Annotated in this window: 15 protein-coding genes; 6 read left to right on the top strand and 9 right to left on the bottom strand. The window is 64.3% G+C overall.

Annotated features, from left to right (window positions below; all coding sequences use genetic code 11):
- Positions 1–45: 45 nt before the first annotated feature.
- Entirely contained in the window at positions 46–1,998 is a 1,953-nt protein-coding gene (hemE, locus tag GNK13_RS17890; protein ID WP_164103917.1) for a uroporphyrinogen decarboxylase, read from the bottom strand.
- Positions 1,999–2,179: 181 nt separating this feature from the next.
- On the opposite strand from hemE, the gene trmB reads away from it, so the two are divergent.
- On the top strand, positions 2,180–2,842 hold the full coding sequence (gene trmB / locus GNK13_RS17885) for a tRNA (guanosine(46)-N7)-methyltransferase TrmB (protein ID WP_164103916.1): 663 nt from the start codon (positions 2,180–2,182) through the stop codon (positions 2,840–2,842).
- Here trmB and GNK13_RS17880 read toward each other — a convergent pair.
- Positions 2,839–3,969, bottom strand: a complete 1,131-nt coding sequence (locus GNK13_RS17880) for a hypothetical protein (RefSeq protein ID WP_164103915.1) — start codon at positions 3,967–3,969, stop codon at positions 2,839–2,841. The two genes, trmB and GNK13_RS17880, sit on opposite strands and share 4 nt — an antisense overlap.
- A 40-nt stretch (positions 3,970–4,009) precedes the next feature.
- Here GNK13_RS17880 and GNK13_RS17875 point away from each other — a divergent pair, with 40 nt between their 5' ends.
- Entirely contained in the window at positions 4,010–4,864 is an 855-nt protein-coding gene (locus tag GNK13_RS17875; RefSeq protein WP_203545379.1) for a hypothetical protein, read from the top strand.
- A gap of 25 nt (positions 4,865–4,889) precedes the next feature.
- On the opposite strand, the gene GNK13_RS17870 is transcribed toward GNK13_RS17875, so the two are convergent.
- The 3 genes from GNK13_RS17870 to lepB form a co-directional block, all read right to left on the bottom strand.
- Entirely contained in the window at positions 4,890–6,155 is a 1,266-nt protein-coding gene (locus GNK13_RS17870; RefSeq protein ID WP_164103913.1) for an LL-diaminopimelate aminotransferase, read from the bottom strand.
- Between the two features lie 344 nt (positions 6,156–6,499).
- A complete protein-coding gene (gene lptB / locus GNK13_RS17865; protein WP_164103912.1) occupies positions 6,500–7,294 on the bottom strand; it encodes an LPS export ABC transporter ATP-binding protein in 795 nt (264 codons plus the stop codon).
- Positions 7,295–9,268 carry a signal peptidase I gene (lepB, locus tag GNK13_RS17860; RefSeq protein ID WP_203329129.1) on the bottom strand — a complete coding sequence of 658 codons (1,974 nt, stop codon included), beginning with the start codon at positions 9,266–9,268 and terminating at the stop codon, positions 7,295–7,297.
- Between the two features lie 435 nt (positions 9,269–9,703).
- Between lepB and GNK13_RS17855 the strand changes: the two genes are divergently transcribed.
- Positions 9,704–10,951: a prepilin peptidase gene (locus GNK13_RS17855; RefSeq protein WP_203329128.1), complete on the top strand. Its 1,248-nt coding sequence runs from the start codon at positions 9,704–9,706 to the stop codon at positions 10,949–10,951.
- A 228-nt stretch (positions 10,952–11,179) separates the two neighbouring features.
- Here GNK13_RS17855 and GNK13_RS17850 read toward each other — a convergent pair whose 3' ends face one another.
- Positions 11,180–12,325, bottom strand: a complete 1,146-nt coding sequence (locus GNK13_RS17850) for an iron-containing alcohol dehydrogenase (RefSeq protein WP_164103911.1) — start codon at positions 12,323–12,325, stop codon at positions 11,180–11,182.
- A gap of 39 nt (positions 12,326–12,364) precedes the next feature.
- Positions 12,365–13,192, bottom strand: coding sequence for a TSUP family transporter (locus GNK13_RS17845; RefSeq protein WP_164103910.1), 828 nt, complete (start codon positions 13,190–13,192; stop codon positions 12,365–12,367).
- Between the two features lie 101 nt (positions 13,193–13,293).
- On the opposite strand from GNK13_RS17845, the gene GNK13_RS17840 reads away from it, so the two are divergent.
- The 3 genes from GNK13_RS17840 to GNK13_RS17830 all read left to right on the top strand — a co-directional run bounded on the left by GNK13_RS17840 (position 13,294) and on the right by GNK13_RS17830 (position 16,316).
- Positions 13,294–14,640 (top strand): dihydroorotase, encoded by a 1,347-nt coding sequence (locus GNK13_RS17840; RefSeq protein ID WP_164103909.1) that lies wholly within the window; start codon positions 13,294–13,296, stop codon positions 14,638–14,640.
- A 105-nt stretch (positions 14,641–14,745) separates the two neighbouring features.
- On the top strand, positions 14,746–15,456 hold the full coding sequence (locus tag GNK13_RS17835) for a 3-keto-disaccharide hydrolase (RefSeq protein WP_164103908.1): 711 nt from the start codon (positions 14,746–14,748) through the stop codon (positions 15,454–15,456).
- 224 nt (positions 15,457–15,680) lie between these two features.
- Positions 15,681–16,316, top strand: a complete 636-nt coding sequence (locus GNK13_RS17830; protein ID WP_235935318.1) for a class I SAM-dependent methyltransferase — start codon at positions 15,681–15,683, stop codon at positions 16,314–16,316.
- 144 nt (positions 16,317–16,460) lie between these two features.
- Here GNK13_RS17830 and GNK13_RS17825 read toward each other — a convergent pair whose 3' ends face one another.
- Together GNK13_RS17825 and GNK13_RS17820 are read right to left on the bottom strand one after the other, a co-directional pair.
- Positions 16,461–17,471 carry a 2-oxoacid:ferredoxin oxidoreductase subunit beta gene (locus tag GNK13_RS17825; protein ID WP_164103907.1) on the bottom strand — a complete coding sequence of 337 codons (1,011 nt, stop codon included), beginning with the start codon at positions 17,469–17,471 and terminating at the stop codon, positions 16,461–16,463.
- 97 nt (positions 17,472–17,568) lie between these two features.
- Positions 17,569–19,515 carry a 2-oxoacid:acceptor oxidoreductase subunit alpha gene (locus GNK13_RS17820; protein ID WP_164103906.1) on the bottom strand — a complete coding sequence of 649 codons (1,947 nt, stop codon included), beginning with the start codon at positions 19,513–19,515 and terminating at the stop codon, positions 17,569–17,571.
- Between the last annotated feature and the right edge of the window lie 28 nt (positions 19,516–19,543).

Here is a 19,543-nt window from a genome sequence, read left to right as displayed (position 1 = left end):
GCAAGCCGTCCTGCTCCGAACCAATCCAAAGTGGCGCTATCCAGCCTATTCGTGCCGGTACTGCTTCACGTACTCGACCAGGCCGATCACGTTCTCGACCGGTGTTTGCTGGAGCACTCCGTGGCCGAGATTGAAGATATGTCCGGGACGCCCACCGGCCGCTTGGAGAACTTCACCGGCTCGCTCGCGGATCAGTTCGGGGGAGCCGAGCAGGACGGTCGGGTCGAGGTTGCCTTGAACCGGACGCTCATAACCGATCCGCCGCCAGGCGTCGGCCAGATCGATCCGCCAGTCGACCCCCACGACCGTCCGGTAGTCCCCTTTGAGTAGCGGGAGCAATTCCGGATTACCGGTGGCGAAATTGATCACGGGAACCCCGGGGCTGATGCCGGCCAGGATCTGGTGCATGTGGGGCTGGATATAGCGGCGATAGTCCGCCGGGCTGAGGCAACCGGCCCAGGAATCGAACAGCTGGACGCATTGGGCACCGGCTTCGATTTGGCGGTTGAGGTACCCGACGATCGCGCGGCTGAGCAGTCCCATCAGCGCGTCCCAGGCGCCGCTGTCGGAGTACATCAACCGCTTCGTGTGGACGTACTGGCGGCTTCCTCCACCTTCGATCGCGTAGCTGGCCAGCGTAAAGGGAGAGCCGGAAAAGCCGATCAAGGGGAGCGTGTCGGGGAGATCTGCGCGGGTGTGGCGGACCGTCTCGTAGACAAAATCGAGCGATTCGAAGTCCTCCAGCTCGTGAACGCGGGCCAGGTCGCTACCGCTGCGAATCGGGTTGTGGATGACCGGTCCGTCCCCTTTGACGAACTCCAGGTCGAACCCGAGCGGCTCGAGGATCGGCAACAGGTCGGAGAAGATGATCGCCGCATCGACGCCAAGTCGCTCGACCGCCGTGCACATCACTTCGCTGCACAGCTGCGGATTTTTGCAGAGGTCGAGGAAGGTGGTCTGGGCGCGGACTTCACGATACTCCTCCATGTACCGCCCCGCCTGACGCATCAGCCAGATCGGCGTCCGCTCGGTCGGTTCCCCGCGACAAGCCTTCAGGAACAGGCTGTCGTACGACGAGTGTCGCGGCGCTTCGGCCATGTCGCCGTGGGGGCGGTTCGTCACCATGATCTCAAACTCGGTCGGAGTATCGGTTTCGGCGTTCAGACGTTTTTGGCGAGCCAGAGCGGGACCGCGGTGGGCCGCCTCGACGACCAAATGCCCCATCTTCGGGTGCTCCGGTTCGATATCGACGTTCAGCTCCGAATCGTTCAGCATCTCCGAGGTCGTCGGGCCGATCGAAGCGATCACCGTCTGCCGCAGCCCCTCGCGAAGAGCGTCGCCGAGCCCCAGCGAATCGGCCACCCGCAGCAGGTTGACGACTTGGTGAGCGCTGGTCACCAGCAGCAGATCGCGCTCGCCAGCCGCCAGGGCGCGGACGTTCGCCTGGAGCGGCTCGGTGTCCTCGGGCAGCTCCCAGGCGTAGACGCGAAGCGGGACTACTGTCGCTCCGCGGGCTTCGAGCCCGGCCACCAGGCTCGTATTGGTGACCCCGTATTCCTGCACCCCGACCGTCTGGTTGGCCAGCGGCACCTGGGCGTCGAGCGTCTGCAGGACTTCCCGCCAGGTGTTCGGCTCCGGGACGCGGTGGGTCGGCGCGAGCCCCACTTCGCGCATCGCCGCCACCGGTTTTGGTCCCCGGCAGACGGTCGTGATGTCCGACAGCGCGTCGAGGAACTGCTGCACGTCGAGATGCCGCTCGATCGCTCGCAGCAGATGGCGAAAACCGACGCCGGTGGTCAAGATCACGATCCCGATGTCGCCGGTGATCACGCGGTAGGCAAAGTCGATCGCCGGCCGGTTCGGCTCCAGCGGCACCTCGCGGAGCGAAGGACTGACGTAGGGGATCCCGTGAAATTTTTCAATCATCCGAGCCAACTCGTCCGCGCGGCGGCTCTCGAGAGCTGCGACGCGAAGTCCGGAAAAATCAGGATTGGGCATAAGGCGTTGGCGAGCGAGGTGCGGCGGCAGTCAAGTGCCTGCATGATGATGAAAGGGGCAAGGCACTGGAAGTGCCACCGCTGTGGGGCTGGCCTTTTGAAGAGGGTTTTGCGACAAAACCAACGCAGGAAATTCGAGAGCCCGACAAGTTTCCAGAGCCCGACAAGAAGGTACAGCGAGCATGCCTCGGCGACAGGTGCGGCGTCCGGACAAGACGATTGACTTAAGCGGCATCCTCCGCGAGCCCGACGCGTTGCCCGAACAGCTGACCGCGGCGACCCTATTCGGCAACGAGCGGCCGCTGGAGATCGAGGTCGGTTCGGGCAAGGGATTATTTTTGGCGACCGCTTCGGGAGAGCGGCCGGAGCATAATTTTTGGGGCATCGAAATCGCCCGGCCTTATGCGCTGACCGCCGCGGCCCGCGTCGCCCGCGCTGGCCGGGACAATGTCCGCGTCACCCCGGCCGATGCCGGGCCTCTGTTCGCCAAGCGAATCCCCGACCGCAGCTTGGCGGCCGTCCACGTCTATTTTCCCGACCCGTGGTGGAAGAAGAAGCACAAGAAACGGCGGGTGCTGAACGAAGCGTTTCTCCAAAACGTCTCCCGCACGCTCGCTCCGGGCGGCCAGCTGCACTTCTGGACCGACGTGCTGGAGTATTTTGAGACGGTCCTCGAACTGGCAGCCACGGTGACTCCCGAGCTGGGGCCGCCGATCCCTGAGGAAGCCTCCGAAGCCGAACACGACCTGGACTACCGGACTCACTTCGAACGCCGCAGCCGCCAGCACGCGATCCCGGTCTACCGCGTCTACTGGGCCCCGCTGTTCGAACCGGCTGCGGTCTAAATCTCCAGGTATTCTTCGAACGCTTCTTGCAGCGCGAGGCGATCGGCCCGTCGACCGGTCCAGCGATGGAATGCCAGGGCGGCGCGGGCGACGAGCAGATCGATCGCGGAGATCGTCGGCAGCCCTCGCTCGCTCGCCGTCCGCAGCAGCGGTGAAGTGCTGGCGCAGACAGCCAAATCGACGACGACGCAGTCCTGGCGGAGTTGTTCGACTTGCTTTTCCAGCATCTTGGCGTCGGCCGCGCCTCCCGCGGTCGTCGGCGTCAGCCCTCCACGCACGAGGACTTGGAGCTCTCCGAACGCGGCTTTGTCGCGGTCGCTGAGCTTCAAGACTTGCGGTGGCTCGGCCGCATCGCCCTCGGCGCCACGCGGCCGCCTCTCCGCTTGCTCGTCGCGCTCGCCGTCGGCCGGGCCGGTGGTTCGCTCCACTGGGGCGGCATCCGGCGGTTCGCTCGGCCCCTGCGGATGCCCGAACGAGCCGTGTTCCGCGGGCTCGCTGCCACCCTCGGCCTGCGAAGCGCGAGCTGCCGCGGGGCGGCCAGTGGAGAGTTCGCTCCGCGATTCGCCCGCCTCCGGCTCACCGCTCCCGGTTTGCGATTGGTCGGTCGCCAAAGGTGCGGCGGGACGATGGGCCTCCAGCGAGCGAGAAAAGTTCTCCGCAGCAATATCGCGGACCCACAGCGTCTTCGGGGCGAGCAGGCTGAGGGTCGCAAACAACGCTCGGCTCTCCGGCACGTCGCCTAACAACCCGACGCTGGATCCCGCCACAGGCCGGTCGCCCAGCAGATCACGCAGGGCATCGCCGAGCAAATTGTCGGCGATCAAGCAGCCGTCGTCGCCGCGGTGAATCGCATCCGCCCAGCGGCCGATCCTTGCCGATTGCGAGTGCCGCGGGACCAATTCGAGCACGGCAGCGCTGTGCGGAGGGGCGACCGCCAATCCGCGGAAACCGAGCGCATCGACGCCCGCGACCGCTGCGGCCAGCCGCTCGGGAGGGACGTCGAACGAGAGAAAACGCCACTCAAGATTCGCCGCGGCCAGCGCCCGTTCCATCGCAAACTGCATCGGGTTGCCGGCGATCGGGTGGCCGACGACTCCGAGCAGCGGCGGGATTGCGGTTTCTTCCATGGTCGTCAGACGGCGGGCGGTCGGGATAAGCTTGCGCCCCATGATCACCGAGGAACCCGAATCGCGAAAGCACCAAGCCCCCGAGCCACCAGTGCCCGGCTCTGGGATGCCCGAGGTTAAAATGCTGCCTCCCCGCCTTGGCTGGCTCAGCGGGTTGAGTCTCACGGCGCTGGCGGTCTTTCAGCTCGCAGCCATCCCCGGCGAGGATCCGACGCTCAGCCATTTTGCTTCGCAGGTGTGGCTGGCTTGGGTGTGGGCCGGATGGTCCGCCGCGGTGTGGATTTTGGCTGGCCCGCCCTACGCGCTCGGCCGCGTCGCGGGCTTAGCCGGGCTGCTCGCCTGGCACTGCGGAATCATGTACTTGGCCCGCGAGCAAGCCCTCGAGCGGTACGTGATCATGTTCGCCGGGTTTGGCGTCCTTCAGGCGACGGCGGGGGTGCTGCTGCGGTTGCCCCGCTGGAGTTGGGGGAAGAGCGGCGCACCACGACAGGGGCAGTTTGGGATCCTCAGCCTGCTGGTGCTGATGAGTTCCGTGGCGCTCGTCTCGTGGGCCACCCGCCGCTATGGAGACGCCGGTGGCGAGTATTTTTTGCAGGGCGCGGTGCTGATCCTGCTGCTGTTGGCGGCCGTCGCCGCCCATGCGATCGCCGCCACCACGGCCCGAGCCTCGTATGGCAAGGCCTTGCTCACGGTGCTGATGATCCTTTCCGCGGCTGCTTCGGCCGTGGCGATGGCCTGGCTGGAAACGATCGCTCGAGAAGGGGGCGACGTGCTCGAGTTCTGGAATAGCTACTTCACGATCAATGCGACCTTCGCGTTGACGCTCTATGCCCTCGGCCACTGCGGCCAACTGGACGCCGAGAGGGAGAAGCAGCGAAGCGGCGATCGTAGTTGAGTACTGAGTACTGGGTACTGAGCCCCTACCACCTCAGCTTGGCGGCGCTTAGACGTTTTTGGGTTTCGGCCATCAGGGCGTCTTCGGCCGCTTCATCGGCGGCGACGTAGGTAACGCTGAACCGCAGGTAGGCTCCCGCATCGTCCCAGGGAACGGTGACGATCCCGAGCTCTTCGATCAGGTGGCGCGTGGCGTCCTCGGCCGCGGCAAAGTCCGCTCCTCCCTCGATTCCCTTGGGAGCGGGGGTGTAGAGGAAGTAGGTTCCGCCGGGCATTTCGCACTGGAACCCGCAGCTGCGAAGGGTCGCGACCAGCTTTTCGAGCCGCCGACGGTATTTGGCCCGAATCGCTTCGGGGATCGAGGGATCATCCAGCGCGGCCGCGGCCGCTTTTTGGGTCGCGATAAACTGGCCGCTGTCGCTGTTGTCTTTGACGTCGGCGTAGGCCTGGACGATCCGCGGATTGCCACAGACCCATCCCATCCGCCAGCCGATCATGTCGAAGCCCTTGCTCATCGAGTGGACTTCGACGCCGACATCGACGGCTCCGGGCGTCTCGAGAAAACTGCGTGGTTGGCTGTCGAACGAGAGCATGATGTGGGCGGCGTCCTGGACGACGACGAACTCTTTTTCCAGGGCAAGCGCGACGACCCGCTCGTAGAACTCGGCCGGTGCGGTGCGGCCGGTGGGACTGTTGGGATAGTTGAGGACGAGCATCTTGACTCGCCCCCACAAATCGTCGGGAACCGTATCGAAGTCGGGCAGAAAACCATTCTCGGCCAGCAACGGGAGCTTGAAGACCGTGCCCCCGTAGTACTGGGTGTGCGTCCCGGCGACCGGGTAACCCGGAACGGTCATCAGCGTGACGTCGCCCGGATTGATGAAGCAGGCCGGCAACATCGCGTAGGCGGGTTTGCTGCCGATGGCATGCACGATCTGCGTCGTCGGATCGAGCTCCACGCCAAAGTTGCGATGCATGAATCGCGCGGCGGCTTCTTTGAATTCCCCGATCCCGTTGTCGGCGTAGCCACGGTTCTCCGGCCGATGGACTTCGGCCGCCATGGTCTCGCGAACCGAGGCGGGAGCCATCGAATCATTCTCGCCGATGCCAAAGTCGAGCAACTGGCGGTCGGGGTGCTCGGCGAGCGCCTTCCGCTTGGCCCGCTTGATCTTCTCGAATTTGTAAATCGCGGTCCCTTTGCCGTAGTTGGCCCCACCGATGCGGTCGGCAAACAAACGCTGGAAATAGGGATCGGCGGCGTCGGTACGAGATTCGGGCAGCGTGCTGGACATAACTCAATGGCGTGGGAACGCGGAAAGTTCGAAGGGCTGGGGCTCGAATTTAAGACAGCCCAGCCCGGCTGACCACCCGTACGCGAGCAATCAGCCTCGCAGGACTGCATCACTTGCTCACTCCATCAGCCGCCGGGCGCTAGCCCACGGTTCCTGATAAACCACATCGTCAACCGAACGCTAGGCTCAGTCAGAAACTCAATTTCACCATTACCCTTGTCCCGGGCACTGGTCTCTACGTAAGTCGCACAACCTGTCATCACCCTCCCCGCTCGTTCCTCGCGACCCTCCCAGCGGGAGGGTGTCGTTCAGGTTTCTGACAGAGGCCGGAAAGCCTGACGTACTTAGACGTCGGTGACGCGTTGGGGGCGGGAGGCGGCGGCGGGGGCTCGCGGCGCCGCTTGACTGCCCGCCCCATCGAGGTCGCCGAGGTATTCCTGCTGGACTTTGGGGTGCCGCTTGACCTCTTCGGGCGTCCCGTCGATCAGCACTTGCCCCTGGTAGATCACATAACAGCGATCGACCGTACCGAGGATTTCCCGGGCCGCGTGGTCGGTGATCAGCACGGCGATCCCGGCATCCCGCAGCTGGCGAATCACCCCCTGGATATTCTGAACCGTGACCGGGTCGATGCCTGCGAACGGCTCGTCGAGCATCACGATTTGCGGATTGCTGACCAGGCAGCGAGCGATCTCCAACCGCCGCCGCTCGCCTCCGGACAATCCACCCGCTCGGCTCTTGCGGATGTGGGTGATGCTGAACTCCTCGAGCAACGCCTGCGTCCGCTCCTTGCGTTCGCGGCGTCCGACGCCGAGCAACTCGTACAGCGACGAGATGTTTTGCTGGACCGTCAGCTTCTTAAAGACGCTCGGTTCCTGCGGCAGGTAACCCATTCCTCCGTCGCGGGCGCGACGGAACATCGGCCAATCGGTCACGTCGTGGCCGCCCAAAAAGACGCGGCCGCTATCGGGTTCGACCAACCCGCAGATCATCCGAAAGCTGGTCGATTTGCCCGCCCCGTTGGGCCCAAGCAGCCCCACGATCTCGGCCGGGTTCACGTACAGATTGACCCCGCCGACGACGTTCCGTCGCCCGTAGGTCTTGCGCAAATCGACAGCTTGCAGGATCGGTTCTGGCATCTAGCGGATCAGCCCGATGCGTTCGAAGTGGGGCGTGAAGGGGACGGGCGTGCTCCAGGGATGCGGCCAAAAGACCATCAAGGCTTTGCCGACCAGCAGATCGCGAGGGACGTAGCTCGCATCGGCCCACAAGTAGGCGTCCGGGTAGGGCGTCGTCGATCCGCGAAACGAATCTTGCCGCACCCAGCAGCGTGCGTCCTGGCTCTCGGGACTGTTATCGCCGAGCGGAAAGAACTGATCCGCTTCCATCGTGAACTCGACTTCGCGGCGAGCCTCCCAAATTCCCGCGGTGTCCCACAGGAGCGGGTCGAGCAACGCATTCTGAACCGCCCCCAGTCCACCGACACCGGCCCGGCTCTGGATCGGAATTTTGTTCAAGTCGTAGTCGAACATCCCGACCAACGCGTTCTGGGTGGCGATGTAGTACTTGTCGCGGAGCAACTGCATGCGGTGGACGGTCGCCGCCGCCGAGCGGATCCCGATGGCGGCCGGGGCCGCATCAAACGGATGCTCTTCGCCCAGGTAGGGTCGCTGCTCGGCGAGCGAGCGAAGCGCCGAAGTATCGAACGTGGTCGGTGCGTCAAACTCCACCACCGAGCCGTCGACCCACAGGTAGAGTTGGTCGTCGCAGTTGGCGAACCGCAAGCTATGGCGACCGTTGCCGCGGACATCAGTCGCCGCCGTCGGCGGCTCCTCGGCCGTTCCCCCGGCCTGAGCAAAGCTGACCGGTGTATCGCGATCGACGATCTCCAACTTCGCCCGGCCATCAGCCAGATCGATCCGGCAGCGATAGAGCACGGCCGATTCCACTAGCTCCAGCACGATCTCCCCTTGCTCGCCCTCGGTTTCCACGTCGGCCTCGACGATCAAGTCGCCCACCCAGTGGCCCCCTTCGCGTGCTCCGCCAAACGAGCCGATTCGAATGTTACTGCCGAACTGCTCCGGCCCTTCGCCGCTCTGGTAATCGGGGTGCAGCACGCCCGAGGGACTGCCAACGAGCCCTCGCAAGCGGCCAAAAATCCCGCGGCCGCTGGGGGCCTGCGACGGCGGATCGCTGTAGACCTCGTAGGAAGGGACATGCAGGTAGGCATCGTAAGCATAAAAATCGGTGATCGCGGTGCTCGAATAAGGATGAACCTCCTCCACCGATAACCCGCCGTTGGCAGCCTCCCACATCTCGTCGGTTGGCCAGTTATGGAAATAGCGGAGGTAGCGGACCGACTCGCCGCCGGCCGGCAGCGTGGCAGTCATCCCCGCGGTGTTTCGCTCGACCTGCCACGAATCTTCCGGTGGCTCGCTCGCCCCGAGTTCCCAGGGCTGCCAACGGGCCGGATAATTGGCCTCGATCAACGTCTTCGACTGATGCGCCGTGTCGTAGACCCGGTGGGCCATCGCCATCAATTTGTCGTGCGGCTTGCGGAGGATCTCGAACGACTCACTCCCCTCGGGGCGGGAGTAAACGTCGCCGAAGCGAATCTTCAGCGTCTCCTCGGGGAGCCCCACCAGCCGCTTGATGTAGTTCTGCTTGGGATTCCCCGGATACTTGAAGACGATCACATCCCACCGCTCCGGCTCGCCAATCGCATAGGCGAATTTGCTGACCAGGATCCGATCGCCCGCAAAGGTTTTGTCATTCGGCTTGTCGACCAAATCGAGCGGGTTGACGTGGCGACAGTTCGGGCAGACCGAAGCGACCACCGTATCTTCCTGGACCACCGACCGCGTTTCGATACTCGCCCCGGTGCGATACGATTCCCCGCACTCCAGGCAGACCAGATCTTTGTGGGCTCCCATCAAGGTCGGAGCCATCGACCCGGTCGGAATCACGAACGCCTCGGCGACGAAGGCCCGAAACAGCAGCGCCAGGACGATTGCGACGACAATCGACTCGACCGTCTCGCGCGACGCTTCGGTGCGAATCCGCGCGTGGCGTTCGGCCGGTTTTTCAGGCAAGACCTTGAGGGACTTCGACATCAGGATTGCGGGCTGGAGGCGAGCAAGAATGAAAAGCGACTTTAGCCAGTTTCCCAGACCGCCGGAACGGCGATTCGGAGGCCTGTTTAAGTGTAGGGCGGGCGCACTCACCGGTCAGCTAGCATACGGGACATTCAAGGCGACCGTTCACATACGCGGGACCGATTCGAGGACCCATGAGATCAGCCGCCACGCGCTAGCGTCCGGTTCTCACGGCGTTTTCAGGAACCGGGGGCTAGGCTCGGTTAGAAAGCCGCATCGACACCCTCCCCCTGGGAGGGTCGCGAGGAACGAGCGGGGAGGGCGAGCCGCGTCGTAGAAGTCGAAGCGCGGCGGGATTCATCTAGCCCTCCCCGGGCCTAAGAGCCCGACCCTCCCGGGGGGAGGGTGATAGGAGAGAACGGTAATACCGTCTGGTTCAGGAGTTCGAACAAATTGGCAATTGGCAAACCAAAGCGACGGCGAAAGCGGCTGCTGGGGCGAAAGGGACTGCTGGTGCGGAGCGGACCGCTGCTGGGGGTGCTCTCTATCCTGCTCGTCGCTGCCGTGGGCTACGTGCTGTTGGCCGCCGCGTGGCAGGCGGCGGCCAGCAGCTACCGGTTTGCCGACCTGCTCGTCCCCCGGGCAATCGACGTCCTGGTCGCCGCTTGGCTGTTCTGGGTGGGCTCGGCGATCGGCAGCTTCCTGAACGTAGTCGCTTGGCGAGTGCCGCGGGGGAAAAGCATCAACGGGTGGTCGCACTGTCCGTGGTGCAACGCGCGGCTCTCGGCGCGGGACAATTGGCCGGTCTTTGGCTGGATCGCCCTCCGCGGTCGGTGCCGCACGTGCCGGCTGCCGATTTCCCCGCGGTACCCGATCGTCGAGCTCTGCGTAGGGCTCACGATCACCGTGCTGGGGCTGGCCGAATTCTATTCCGGGGGCGGCAACCTGCCCTTCGTCAGCGAGGGAGGCCCTCACCACCCGCGGCAGGCCGATGGCCCGCTGGCGACGCCCCACCTGTCGCTCGGACTGGTCGTGATCTCGCTGTACCACGTCGTCGCCATCAGTTCGGCGTGGGCGCTGGGGCTCGTGCGGTTTGACGCCCACCGCTTGCCGCGGGGATTGGTCATCTGGGTGTTTTTGCTCGCGATGGGTCCGCTTTGGATCTGGCCGCCGCTGATGGTGGTCCCCTGGCAGGCGACGGTTCCCGAAGGCTGGCAACCGACGAGCCACTATGACGCGGTGCTGCGACTGCTGACGGCGATCGTCGCCGCCGCCCTGCTGGCTCGAGCCCTGGCCCGCTACCTCTGCCCCACGGCCGATCCCAAGCTCGATCCGACCGGCAGCGGTACGGCGCGGCTGCTCGACTTGACAGCCCTGTTGTGCGTGCCGGCCGTCGTGGTCGGGTGGCAAGCGCTGCTCGGCGTCGTGCTGCTCTCGGTGATCGGAGCGGCGATTCTGCAGCGGTTGGCGAGACGATTCTCCGAGCCCGGCACGGTCGGATCCGAGCGCGAAGGTCTCGCTTGGCTGGCGGTCTGTTTACCCGTGGGTCTGGCGGTTCAAATCGCGTTTTGGGAGCGGCTCGAAGCGTGGCTCTTTTGGCCTTCCGCCAGCTCGCCCCCCTGGGTGATTCTGGTCGCCGCCGCCCTGCTGCTAGTCGTCCCGCGGTGTCTGACCAGCCGCCGGGCGCTAGACTCTTTATGAAAACCATGAGCCGACGGCGCTAGCCGCGGGTTCTGCAACGGAAACCTTGGGGCTAGCGAGGGCCCGAGGCTAGCGCCTACGGCTCAAGAGGGCCCGAGGCTAGCGCCTACGGCTCAAAAGGTCGAGATCGGCGGGTTTTCTGACAGAGCGTAACCCAAGGTTTCCACGATTCAGCAGAAACCGGACGCTAGCGCGTGGCGGCTGATCGTGGAACCGACGGGCCGCCTGTCAAGCGCGGCTATCGCGATAGAGATCGCTGATCAGAGACTCCGTCAGCGGCACCGGATTGAACGTTCCGGTCCACTGGGCCGCCGCGTCGACGGCCATCGCAGCGATTCCCTCGGAAGGAATCTGCAGCTCCTCGAGGTTGGTCGCTAGCGAAGCGTGGCGGAGGTATTCGACGACGCGGTCGGCCAACCGATCGGGAGCTTCGGCTGGATCCTCGACCGGCTCGAGCTCCGAGAGCAATTCGGCGTACCACTCCGGGTGCTGGCGGCCATTCATGCGGATCACCGCTGGCAGCATCACTCCCACCGCTTGGCCGTGGACGACGTCGTAGCGAGCGGTCAGCGGGTTGGCGGTGGCGTGAGCGGCGCCGAGCATCGAGGTTTCGATCGCCAGCCCGGCAAAACAAGCACCCAGCTGCATCTGCCCGCGGGCCTCGAGGTTCTGCGGTTGGTCGAGCACGCGGGAGAAGCTGTGGGCGAGCAACCCAAAGGCGCGGCGGCTGAAGGTGATCGAGATCGGGTTGCGGCGGAGCGTGACGTAGGTCTCGATCGCATGCGACAGAGCATCGATGCCGGTCAGCGCGGTCACCCGCGGAGGCTGGGTGAGCGTCAACTCGGGATCGAGCAGCGCCACGCGGCAGGCCGCTCGGGGATCGCCACAGGCCATTTTGACATGCGTCTCGGCATCGCTGATCAGGGCGAACGATTGCGCCTCGCTCCCCGTCCCTGCGGTCGTCGGAATGGCGATCATCGGCAGCATCTCGCTGGTCGCCTTCCCTACGCCGTGATAATCCTGCACGCGTCCGCCGCAGGAATAGACGAAGTTGATCCCTTTGCAACAGTCCATACTGCTGCCGCCGCCGAGTCCGATCAGCAAATCGGGCTGGCACCGCCGAGCGACGACGGCGCCGCTGTCGACCATCGCGCTGGTTGGGTTCTCGGCGAAATCATGGAAGGCGTGGACCTCGACCCCCGCCTGCTCGAGGAACCGTACGGCTGCGCGAAAATGTCCTGCCGCAACGACCCCCGCGTCGGAGACGATCAGCGCTCGCCGCGCCCCGAGCTCCACGGCAAACTGGCCGAGCCGCTCGAGGCTGCCGGGACCGAAGACAATTCGCGGACGAAGCTGGAAGTCGAACGGCTGCATAGCGATTGGCGAGTGGCGAGAGGCGACTGGCGGGAACTATCAGCGTAAGAGGCGGCGCGGAGCCTCGCTACTCGGCTCGCTACTCGGCTCGCTAGGCGTCAGCCAGGGAGTGCAGACGCCGGCGACCCCCAGCAGCAACAGCAGCCCGAGCGTCACTTGCCGCAGCCGCTGGCGGCCGAGCCAAGTGCCGGTGCGAAGGCCGACCGCGGTGACCGCCAGCAAGAGCGGGATCAGGACCATCGTGGCCAGCCCGGGAAGCAGCAACCGGCTGCCGAAAAACCACCACAGGATCAAAATCGCGGGCGCCAGACTGATCAGGTACATCGTGAATAGAAACGCTCGCATCCGCCGCGTGTCCCAGTCGTGGGCTTGCACCCACAGGACCATCGCCGGACCGCCCATGCCCACCAGCCCCTGCAGAAACCCCGACACCGAAAAAGCCACCAGCGACCAGCCCGCATGCAGCCGCTGGCGAGGCTGGGGACGCCAGAGCATGATCGCCAGCGTCACCACCAACGTGACACCGCCGACGACCTGGCGGATCCGCACCGAAGGCAGATTTTCCAGCGAAACGAGCACTCCCACGCCCAGCGGCAACCAGAGCAAACGCAGCAGCGCCGGAAAAGCCACTTCGCCCGGACGGATCGTGCCGCGGAACTTCCACACCCCCCACAGGTTCTGCGGGACGGTGGCGACCAACAGCGAGACCTGGGCTTCCGGGATCGAAAATCCGCACCACAGCAACAAGGGAATGATCAGCAACCCGGCCGCGAACCCCGCAGCCGCCTGGACGAAAATGCCCACGCACAGCACCACGGCGAGTAGAGCAAGGCTGGCCGGATCGGGAAGTGTCGCGAGCGCGAGCATGAATTGCGAAGGGCCAAAATCGAGGGGCCTGGGGCTGAGGCGGAAGTTTGAGAGAATGAACGGCAGTCCGCCTCCGTCCCTCCCTCTCTCGATCCACTCCCATGAAGACTTTGATCAAGAATGCGACGGTCGTGTTCCCCACTGGAGCAGCCCGGGCTTCGGTGCTGCTCGAAGGCGACCGCATCGTCTCGATCGACGCTCCCTCGACCACGACGGCCGAGCAGGTGATCGACGCCTCGGGACTTCATCTTCTCCCAGGCGTGATCGATGACCAAGTCCATTTTCGAGAACCGGGGCTGACCCATAAGGAGGATCTGGCGCATGCCTCGCGGGCTTGCGCGGCCGGCGGCGTGACGACGTTCCTCGAGATGCCCAACACCAAGCCCCCCGCGGTGACGGTCGAAGCGGTCCGCGACAAAGAGCGACTGGCGGCAGCCCATTCGCTGGTCAACTACGGCTTCTACATCGGAGCGACCAGCGAAAATGTGGACCAGCTGCGGAAAGTCGACGGCGTCCCGGGTATTAAAATCTTCATCGGCAGCAGCACGGGCAATCTGCTGGTCGACGAACAGGCGGCGCTCGAGCGAATCTTTGCCGAGACCGAGCTGCCGATCTGTGCCCACTGCGAAGACGAAACCACCGTCCGCCGCAACGCCGAGCGGTTTGCTGGCAACGACGACGTGGCTGTCCACTCGCAAATCCGCTCGGCCGAAGCGGCTTGGATCGCCACCCGGCGGGCGATCGATTTGGCCCGCCGGCACCAGCACCGGTTCCACGTCCTGCACGTCTCCACCGCGGCCGAACTGGAACTGCTGGCCGACCCCGCACCGCTGGTGACCGCGGAAGTCTGCCCGCACCACCTGTTCTTCAACATCGACGACTACCCGCGACTCGGCTCGCTCGTCCAGATGAACCCCTCGATCAAAACGGCCGAGGACAATCGCGGACTCTGGCAGGGGCTGCTCGAGGGACGGATTCAGGTGATCGCGACCGACCACGCCCCACACACGCTCGAAGAGAAACAGCAACCCTATCCGGCCAGCCCCTCAGGGTTGCCAGCGGTCGAAAACAGCCTGCCGCTTTTGCTCGATCGCGCCGCCGCCGGTGCCTGCACCCTCGAGCAAATCGCGTCCTGGATGAGCGACGCACCGGCGCGAGTCTGGGACATCGTCGGCAAAGGGCGGATCGAAGTCGGGTACGCCGCCGACCTGGTCCTGGTCGACATGCAGGCGCGGCGCACGATCCGCAATGCCGAGCAACACACCAAGGCGGGCTGGTCCCCGTGGGACGGAGTGGAGCTGACCGGTTGGCCGGTCAAAACCTGGGTCGGAGGCCAGCTGGTCTTCGATCAAGGCCGCTTCGAGTCCACCGTGCGTGGCCGCAAACCGTTGTTCGACCACGCTCGCGGAGGCTACTGGAGCACGCACGACGGAATTGGCGTCGAGTGAAACAGCGACACCGCCGACTCGCCCCGCTCGCCTGATGTACAATCGAAATCCGATTCCGCTGCCTATCATCTCCCAACTGCCCCCCTTTACCGTGAGAGCGAGTCCATGAGCCGATTAGTCCTCGGGGTCGTCATCCTGAGCCTCTGCAGCTTGACCAGTACCGATCTTCGCGCTGCGGAGCCGCAAGGCGAGTTTCAGTCGATTTTCAACGGCCAGGACCTTTCGGGGTGGCGCGGACGCGAGGACCTGTGGAGCGTCGAAGAGGGGGCGATCACCGGCCGCACGACCGCAGAAAAACCGCTCGAGCACAACACCTTCTTGGTCTGGGAAGGAGGCAAGCCGGCGAACTTTGAGCTCCGCACCCAGTTCAAAATCGAAGGGGGCAACTCGGGGATTCAGTACCGCAGCCAAGTCGTCGACGAAGAGAAATTTATCGTCGGCGGTTACCAAGCCGATATCGATGCCGCCGGCAAATACGCCGGGATCAACTACGAGGAGCGGGGGCGAGGAATCCTGGCCCTGCGGGGACAACGCGTCCGCCTCGAAGGGGGCAACACCAAGGAAGTCGAATCGTTCGGCGACGCTGAGGAGATCGGCAAAGTGATCAAGCCGAACGAGTGGAACGACTATCGGATCGTCGCTCAAGGAAACCGGCTGCAACATTTCATCAACGGCCAGCTGACCAGCGAAGTCATCGACCTCGACGAAGAGAAAAGCACCGAATCGGGAGTCCTCGCCCTGCAGCTGCACGTCGGCCCGGCAATGACGGTCCAGTTCAAAGACGTAAAGCTCAAGCAGCTCGAAGCGGCCGAGTAACAACCCCCGACCTGGTACTCGTACTCAGCGCAGCGGTACTCGTACTCAGCGCAGCGGTACTCGTACTCAGCGCAGCGGTACTCGTACTCGATCCCCGGACGCTGGAGCTGAATGGAAGTCGGACGGTGCGCGCGATTCGAGTACGAGTACGAGTACCGCTTCGCTGAGTACGAGTACGAGTACGAGTACGAGTACGAAAGAAAGATAAGAAACGCGAGCCCCTTTTGACGCACCTCACGCCGATCGACATTCCCGCTTGGGTGATGGACCAGCCGCTGCCGGGTGAAGTTCGGCTGTGGGTCAACGCGGCTCGGGAGCGGATTCAGGCGTTTCAGGATCGCTGGGACCGTCCGCAGATCGAGCAGTTCGTCGCCAGCGATTATGAGCTGGTGTACCAAACGCTCGCCTGGATCGAGCAGTCCCAGCTCGCACCGGGCCGGCGGTTCCTCGAATGGGGCTGCGGGTTCGCCGTCGTCTGCTGCCTGGCGGCCAAACTCGACTTCGACGTGTTCGGCATCGAAGCCGAAGCGGTGCTGATCGAAGAGGGCCGGCGGACGGTCACCGAGCTGCAGCAGCCGGTCGAGCTTTTTGAAGGCAACTTCCTGCCCCCCGACTCCGAGTGGCTGGCCGACGACCCGACGCTCCCTTCACTCGGCCACCCGGTCCCGAGTGCTTATGGGGAGATCGGGATGGAAATCGACGACTTCGCGATTGTCTTTGCCTATCCCTGGCCTGGTGAAGAAGATTTTCTGGCCGACGTCTTCGCCCGCTACGCCGCACCGGGAGCGCTGCTGCTGCAGTTCTGCGGCCCCTACGACCTGCGGCTCTGGCGCAAGGGCGGCCGCGGGGCCTTGGCCTGACTCACCTGGCTCTCGTACTCAGCGCAGCGGTACTCGTACTCGATGTTCCCGGACGAGGCTAAGCAGTAGCTCCAGGGCCGCGACCGATTCGAGTACGAGTACGAGTACCGCTGCGCTGAGTACGAGTACGAGTACGAGTCGGACCTACGCCACCTGCCAGGTGTCGCCGCTTTCGAACAGCTTTTGCAGGCTGCCTTCGCCCTTTTGCTGTTTGGCTTGGGTGACCTGGGCGTTGATCTGATCGTTGTAGGTCGCGACTCCCTGGACCGCGCGGAACACGCCGATCGGCTCGGGGAATTCGGGGTACCGCATCCGGCTGAGCATGTAGTGCAACGTCGAATCGTTGCTCTTCTCGTCATGGATCAGCAGATCGTCGGCCGGGACATCGGCGGTTTTGACGATCTCCAGCTGATTGCCGACCATGCGGATTCCCTTGTCGCGATCCTTGCCGAAGATCAGCGGCTTGCCGTGCTCGAGCTCGATCGTGTGTTCGGGCCGCAGGTCGCGCGACTGGGCGTAGGCCATCGCTCCGTCGTTGAAGACGTTGCAGTTCTGGTAGACCTCGACCAGCGAAGTTCCCTTGTGCTCGGCGGCTCGCTTAAGCGTGTCGCCGAGGTGTTTGACGTGGGCATCGAGCGAGCGGGCCACGAAGGTCGCTTCGGCGGCGATCGCCATGCTGAGCGGATTCAGCGGATGGTCGATCGCTCCCATCGGGCTGCTCTTGGTGACCTGGCCTTCGGAGCTCGTCGGGCTGTACTGGCCCTTGGTCAGTCCATAGATGCGGTTGTTGAACAGGACGATGTTGATGTCCAGGTTCCGCCGTAAGACGTGGATGAAGTGGTTCCCACCGATGCTCAGCGCGTCGCCGTCGCCGGTGATCACCCAGACCATCAAATCGGGGCGAGTCGTCTTCAGCCCGGTTGCGAAAGTTGGAGCCCGACCGTGGATGCTGTGCATCCCGTAGGTGTTCATGTAGTACGGAAACCGGCTGCTGCAGCCGATGCCGCTGATAAAGACAGTCTTCTCGCGCGGCACTCCCAGCTCCGGCAGCACCTTTTTCATCTGCGCCAGGATCGAGTAATCGCCGCACCCAGGGCACCAGCGGACGTCCTGGTCGCTGGCAAAGTCGGTCGCTTTGAGGACGGGAAGATTCATGGTCGGTTCAGGTTGGGGAGGGTTGGATGGGGTTGCCGCAGCCGTCTGCGTAGCTAGCTCTGCTCTGCTGGCAGCTTTGCTCAGCCGGCAGCTCTGCTCAGCCGGCTTTGCTCTGCATGATGCCGTCTTCGCAGGCATCCTCTTGCGACTCTTCCTCGCGGCAGTTGTGATCGTGGCAGGCGTGGGCCGAAATCTGCTCGACCAATTCGCTGACCGTGAACGGCTTGCCTTTGATCTTGTTGATCCCGATGCAGTCGACCAAGTACTTGGAGCGAAGCAGCATCCGGAGCTGGCCCATATTCAATTCCGGAACCAGCACCGTGCGATAACTGCTCAGCAATTCGCCGAGGTTCGCCGGGAACGGATGGAGGTAGCGGATGTGGGCGTGAGCGACCGACATCCCTTGGCTTTGGCAGCGACGCACCGCGGTGTGGCAAGCCCCGTAGGTGCCGCCCCAGCTGACGACCAGGATATCGCCGCTCGGCGGTCCCATGACTTTCTGCGGCGGGATACGCTCGGCGATCAGATCGACCTTCCGCTGCCGCGTGTGGACCATGTGCTGGTGGTTTTCCGGGTCGTAGCTGACGTTCCCCGTCCCGTCTTCTTTCTCCAATCCCCCGACGCGGTGCATCAGTCCTTCGGTGCCGGGGATCGCCCACGGCCGAGCCAGCTTTTCATCGCGAGCGTAGGGGAGGAACGGCTTGTCGGAGTCTTCCGCCGCCGTCGGGTGGGCAATCTCGATCGGCTTCATGTCTTGGACGTTCGGGATCTTCCACGGTTCGCTGCCGTTGGCGATGTAGCCGTCCGAGAGGATCACGACCGGGACCATCGACTCGACGGCGATCTCCCAGGCCTCTTGAGCGATGTCAAAGCAGTCGGCCGGGCTCTGCGGGGCCAACACCGGCAAAGGCGACTCGCCGTTGCGGCCGTAGAGCACCTGCAGGAGGTCCGACTGCTCGGTCTTGGTCGGCAAACCGGTGCTCGGTCCGCCGCGCTGCACGTCGATCACGATCATCGGCAACTCGAGCATCATCCCGAGGCCCATCGCTTCGGCTTTGAGCGCGATTCCCGGGCCGCTGCTGGCGGTGACCGCCATCGTGCCGCCAAACGCAGCCCCAACCGTCGCTCCGATCGCCGCGATCTCATCCTCGGCCTGGAACGTCCGCACGCCAAAGTTCTTGTACTTCGACAACTCGTGCAGAATGTCGCTGGCCGGCGTGATCGGGTACGTCCCGTAGAACAGTTCCTTGTGGCTCCGCTGGGCAGCGGCGAGCAATCCCCAAGCGAGGGCTTGGTTGCCCATCATGTTCTTGTAGGTGCCCGGTTTCAGCTGCGCGGGCTCGACGTGGTAGCTGGTTCCAAACGCCTCGGTCGTCTCGCCATACGCCCAACCCGCGCGGAGCGCCTTTTCGTTGGCCAGCGCCACGTCGGGCTTGCGACCGAACTTGGCGGCGATGAACCGCAGCGTCGGGTCGAGCGAGCGGCCGAACAGCCAGTAGACCAGCCCCATCGCAAAGAAGTTCTTGCAGCGATCGGCTTCCTTCATCCCCAACCCGAGCTCGGCGACCGCGTCCCGCGTCAGCCGCGTCATCGCCACTTCGGTCACCCGATACCGCTCGCGAATCCGCGGATCGTCCAGCGGATTACCGCTGACCTTGGCCAGCTTGTATTCCTTGTCGTTGAAGCCGTCTTCGTTGACGATCAGCAATCCGCCGGGCCGCAAATCGCCAATGTTCGTGACCAGCGCCGCCGGGTTCATCACGACCAGCGCGTCGAGCACGTCGCCGGGAGTGAAAATCTCTTCGGCGGCAAACTGCACCTGAAACCCGCTCACCCCGGCCCGCGTTCCCCGCGGAGCCCGAATCTCGGCGGGAAAGTCGGGGAACGTCGCCACGTCGTTGCCGAGCAACGCGCTGGTGTTCGTCAGCTGCGTCCCGAGCAACTGCATTCCATCGCCGGAATCCCCGGCCAATCGGACGGTAATGCCTTCGACATTCTCAATCTGCTTGGCGGAAGAATCCGGGCCCGGGGTGAAGGCGGACATGAGTCGAGTGGTTTCCTGCGACGGGAGA

This window comes from Candidatus Laterigemmans baculatus (genome assembly GCF_010367455.1).
Taxonomy (GTDB): domain Bacteria; phylum Planctomycetota; class Planctomycetia; order Pirellulales; family Pirellulaceae; genus Laterigemmans; species Laterigemmans baculatus.
Note: the sequence above shows the minus strand (reverse complement) of the source record. Positions and strands in the feature narration are given on the sequence as shown.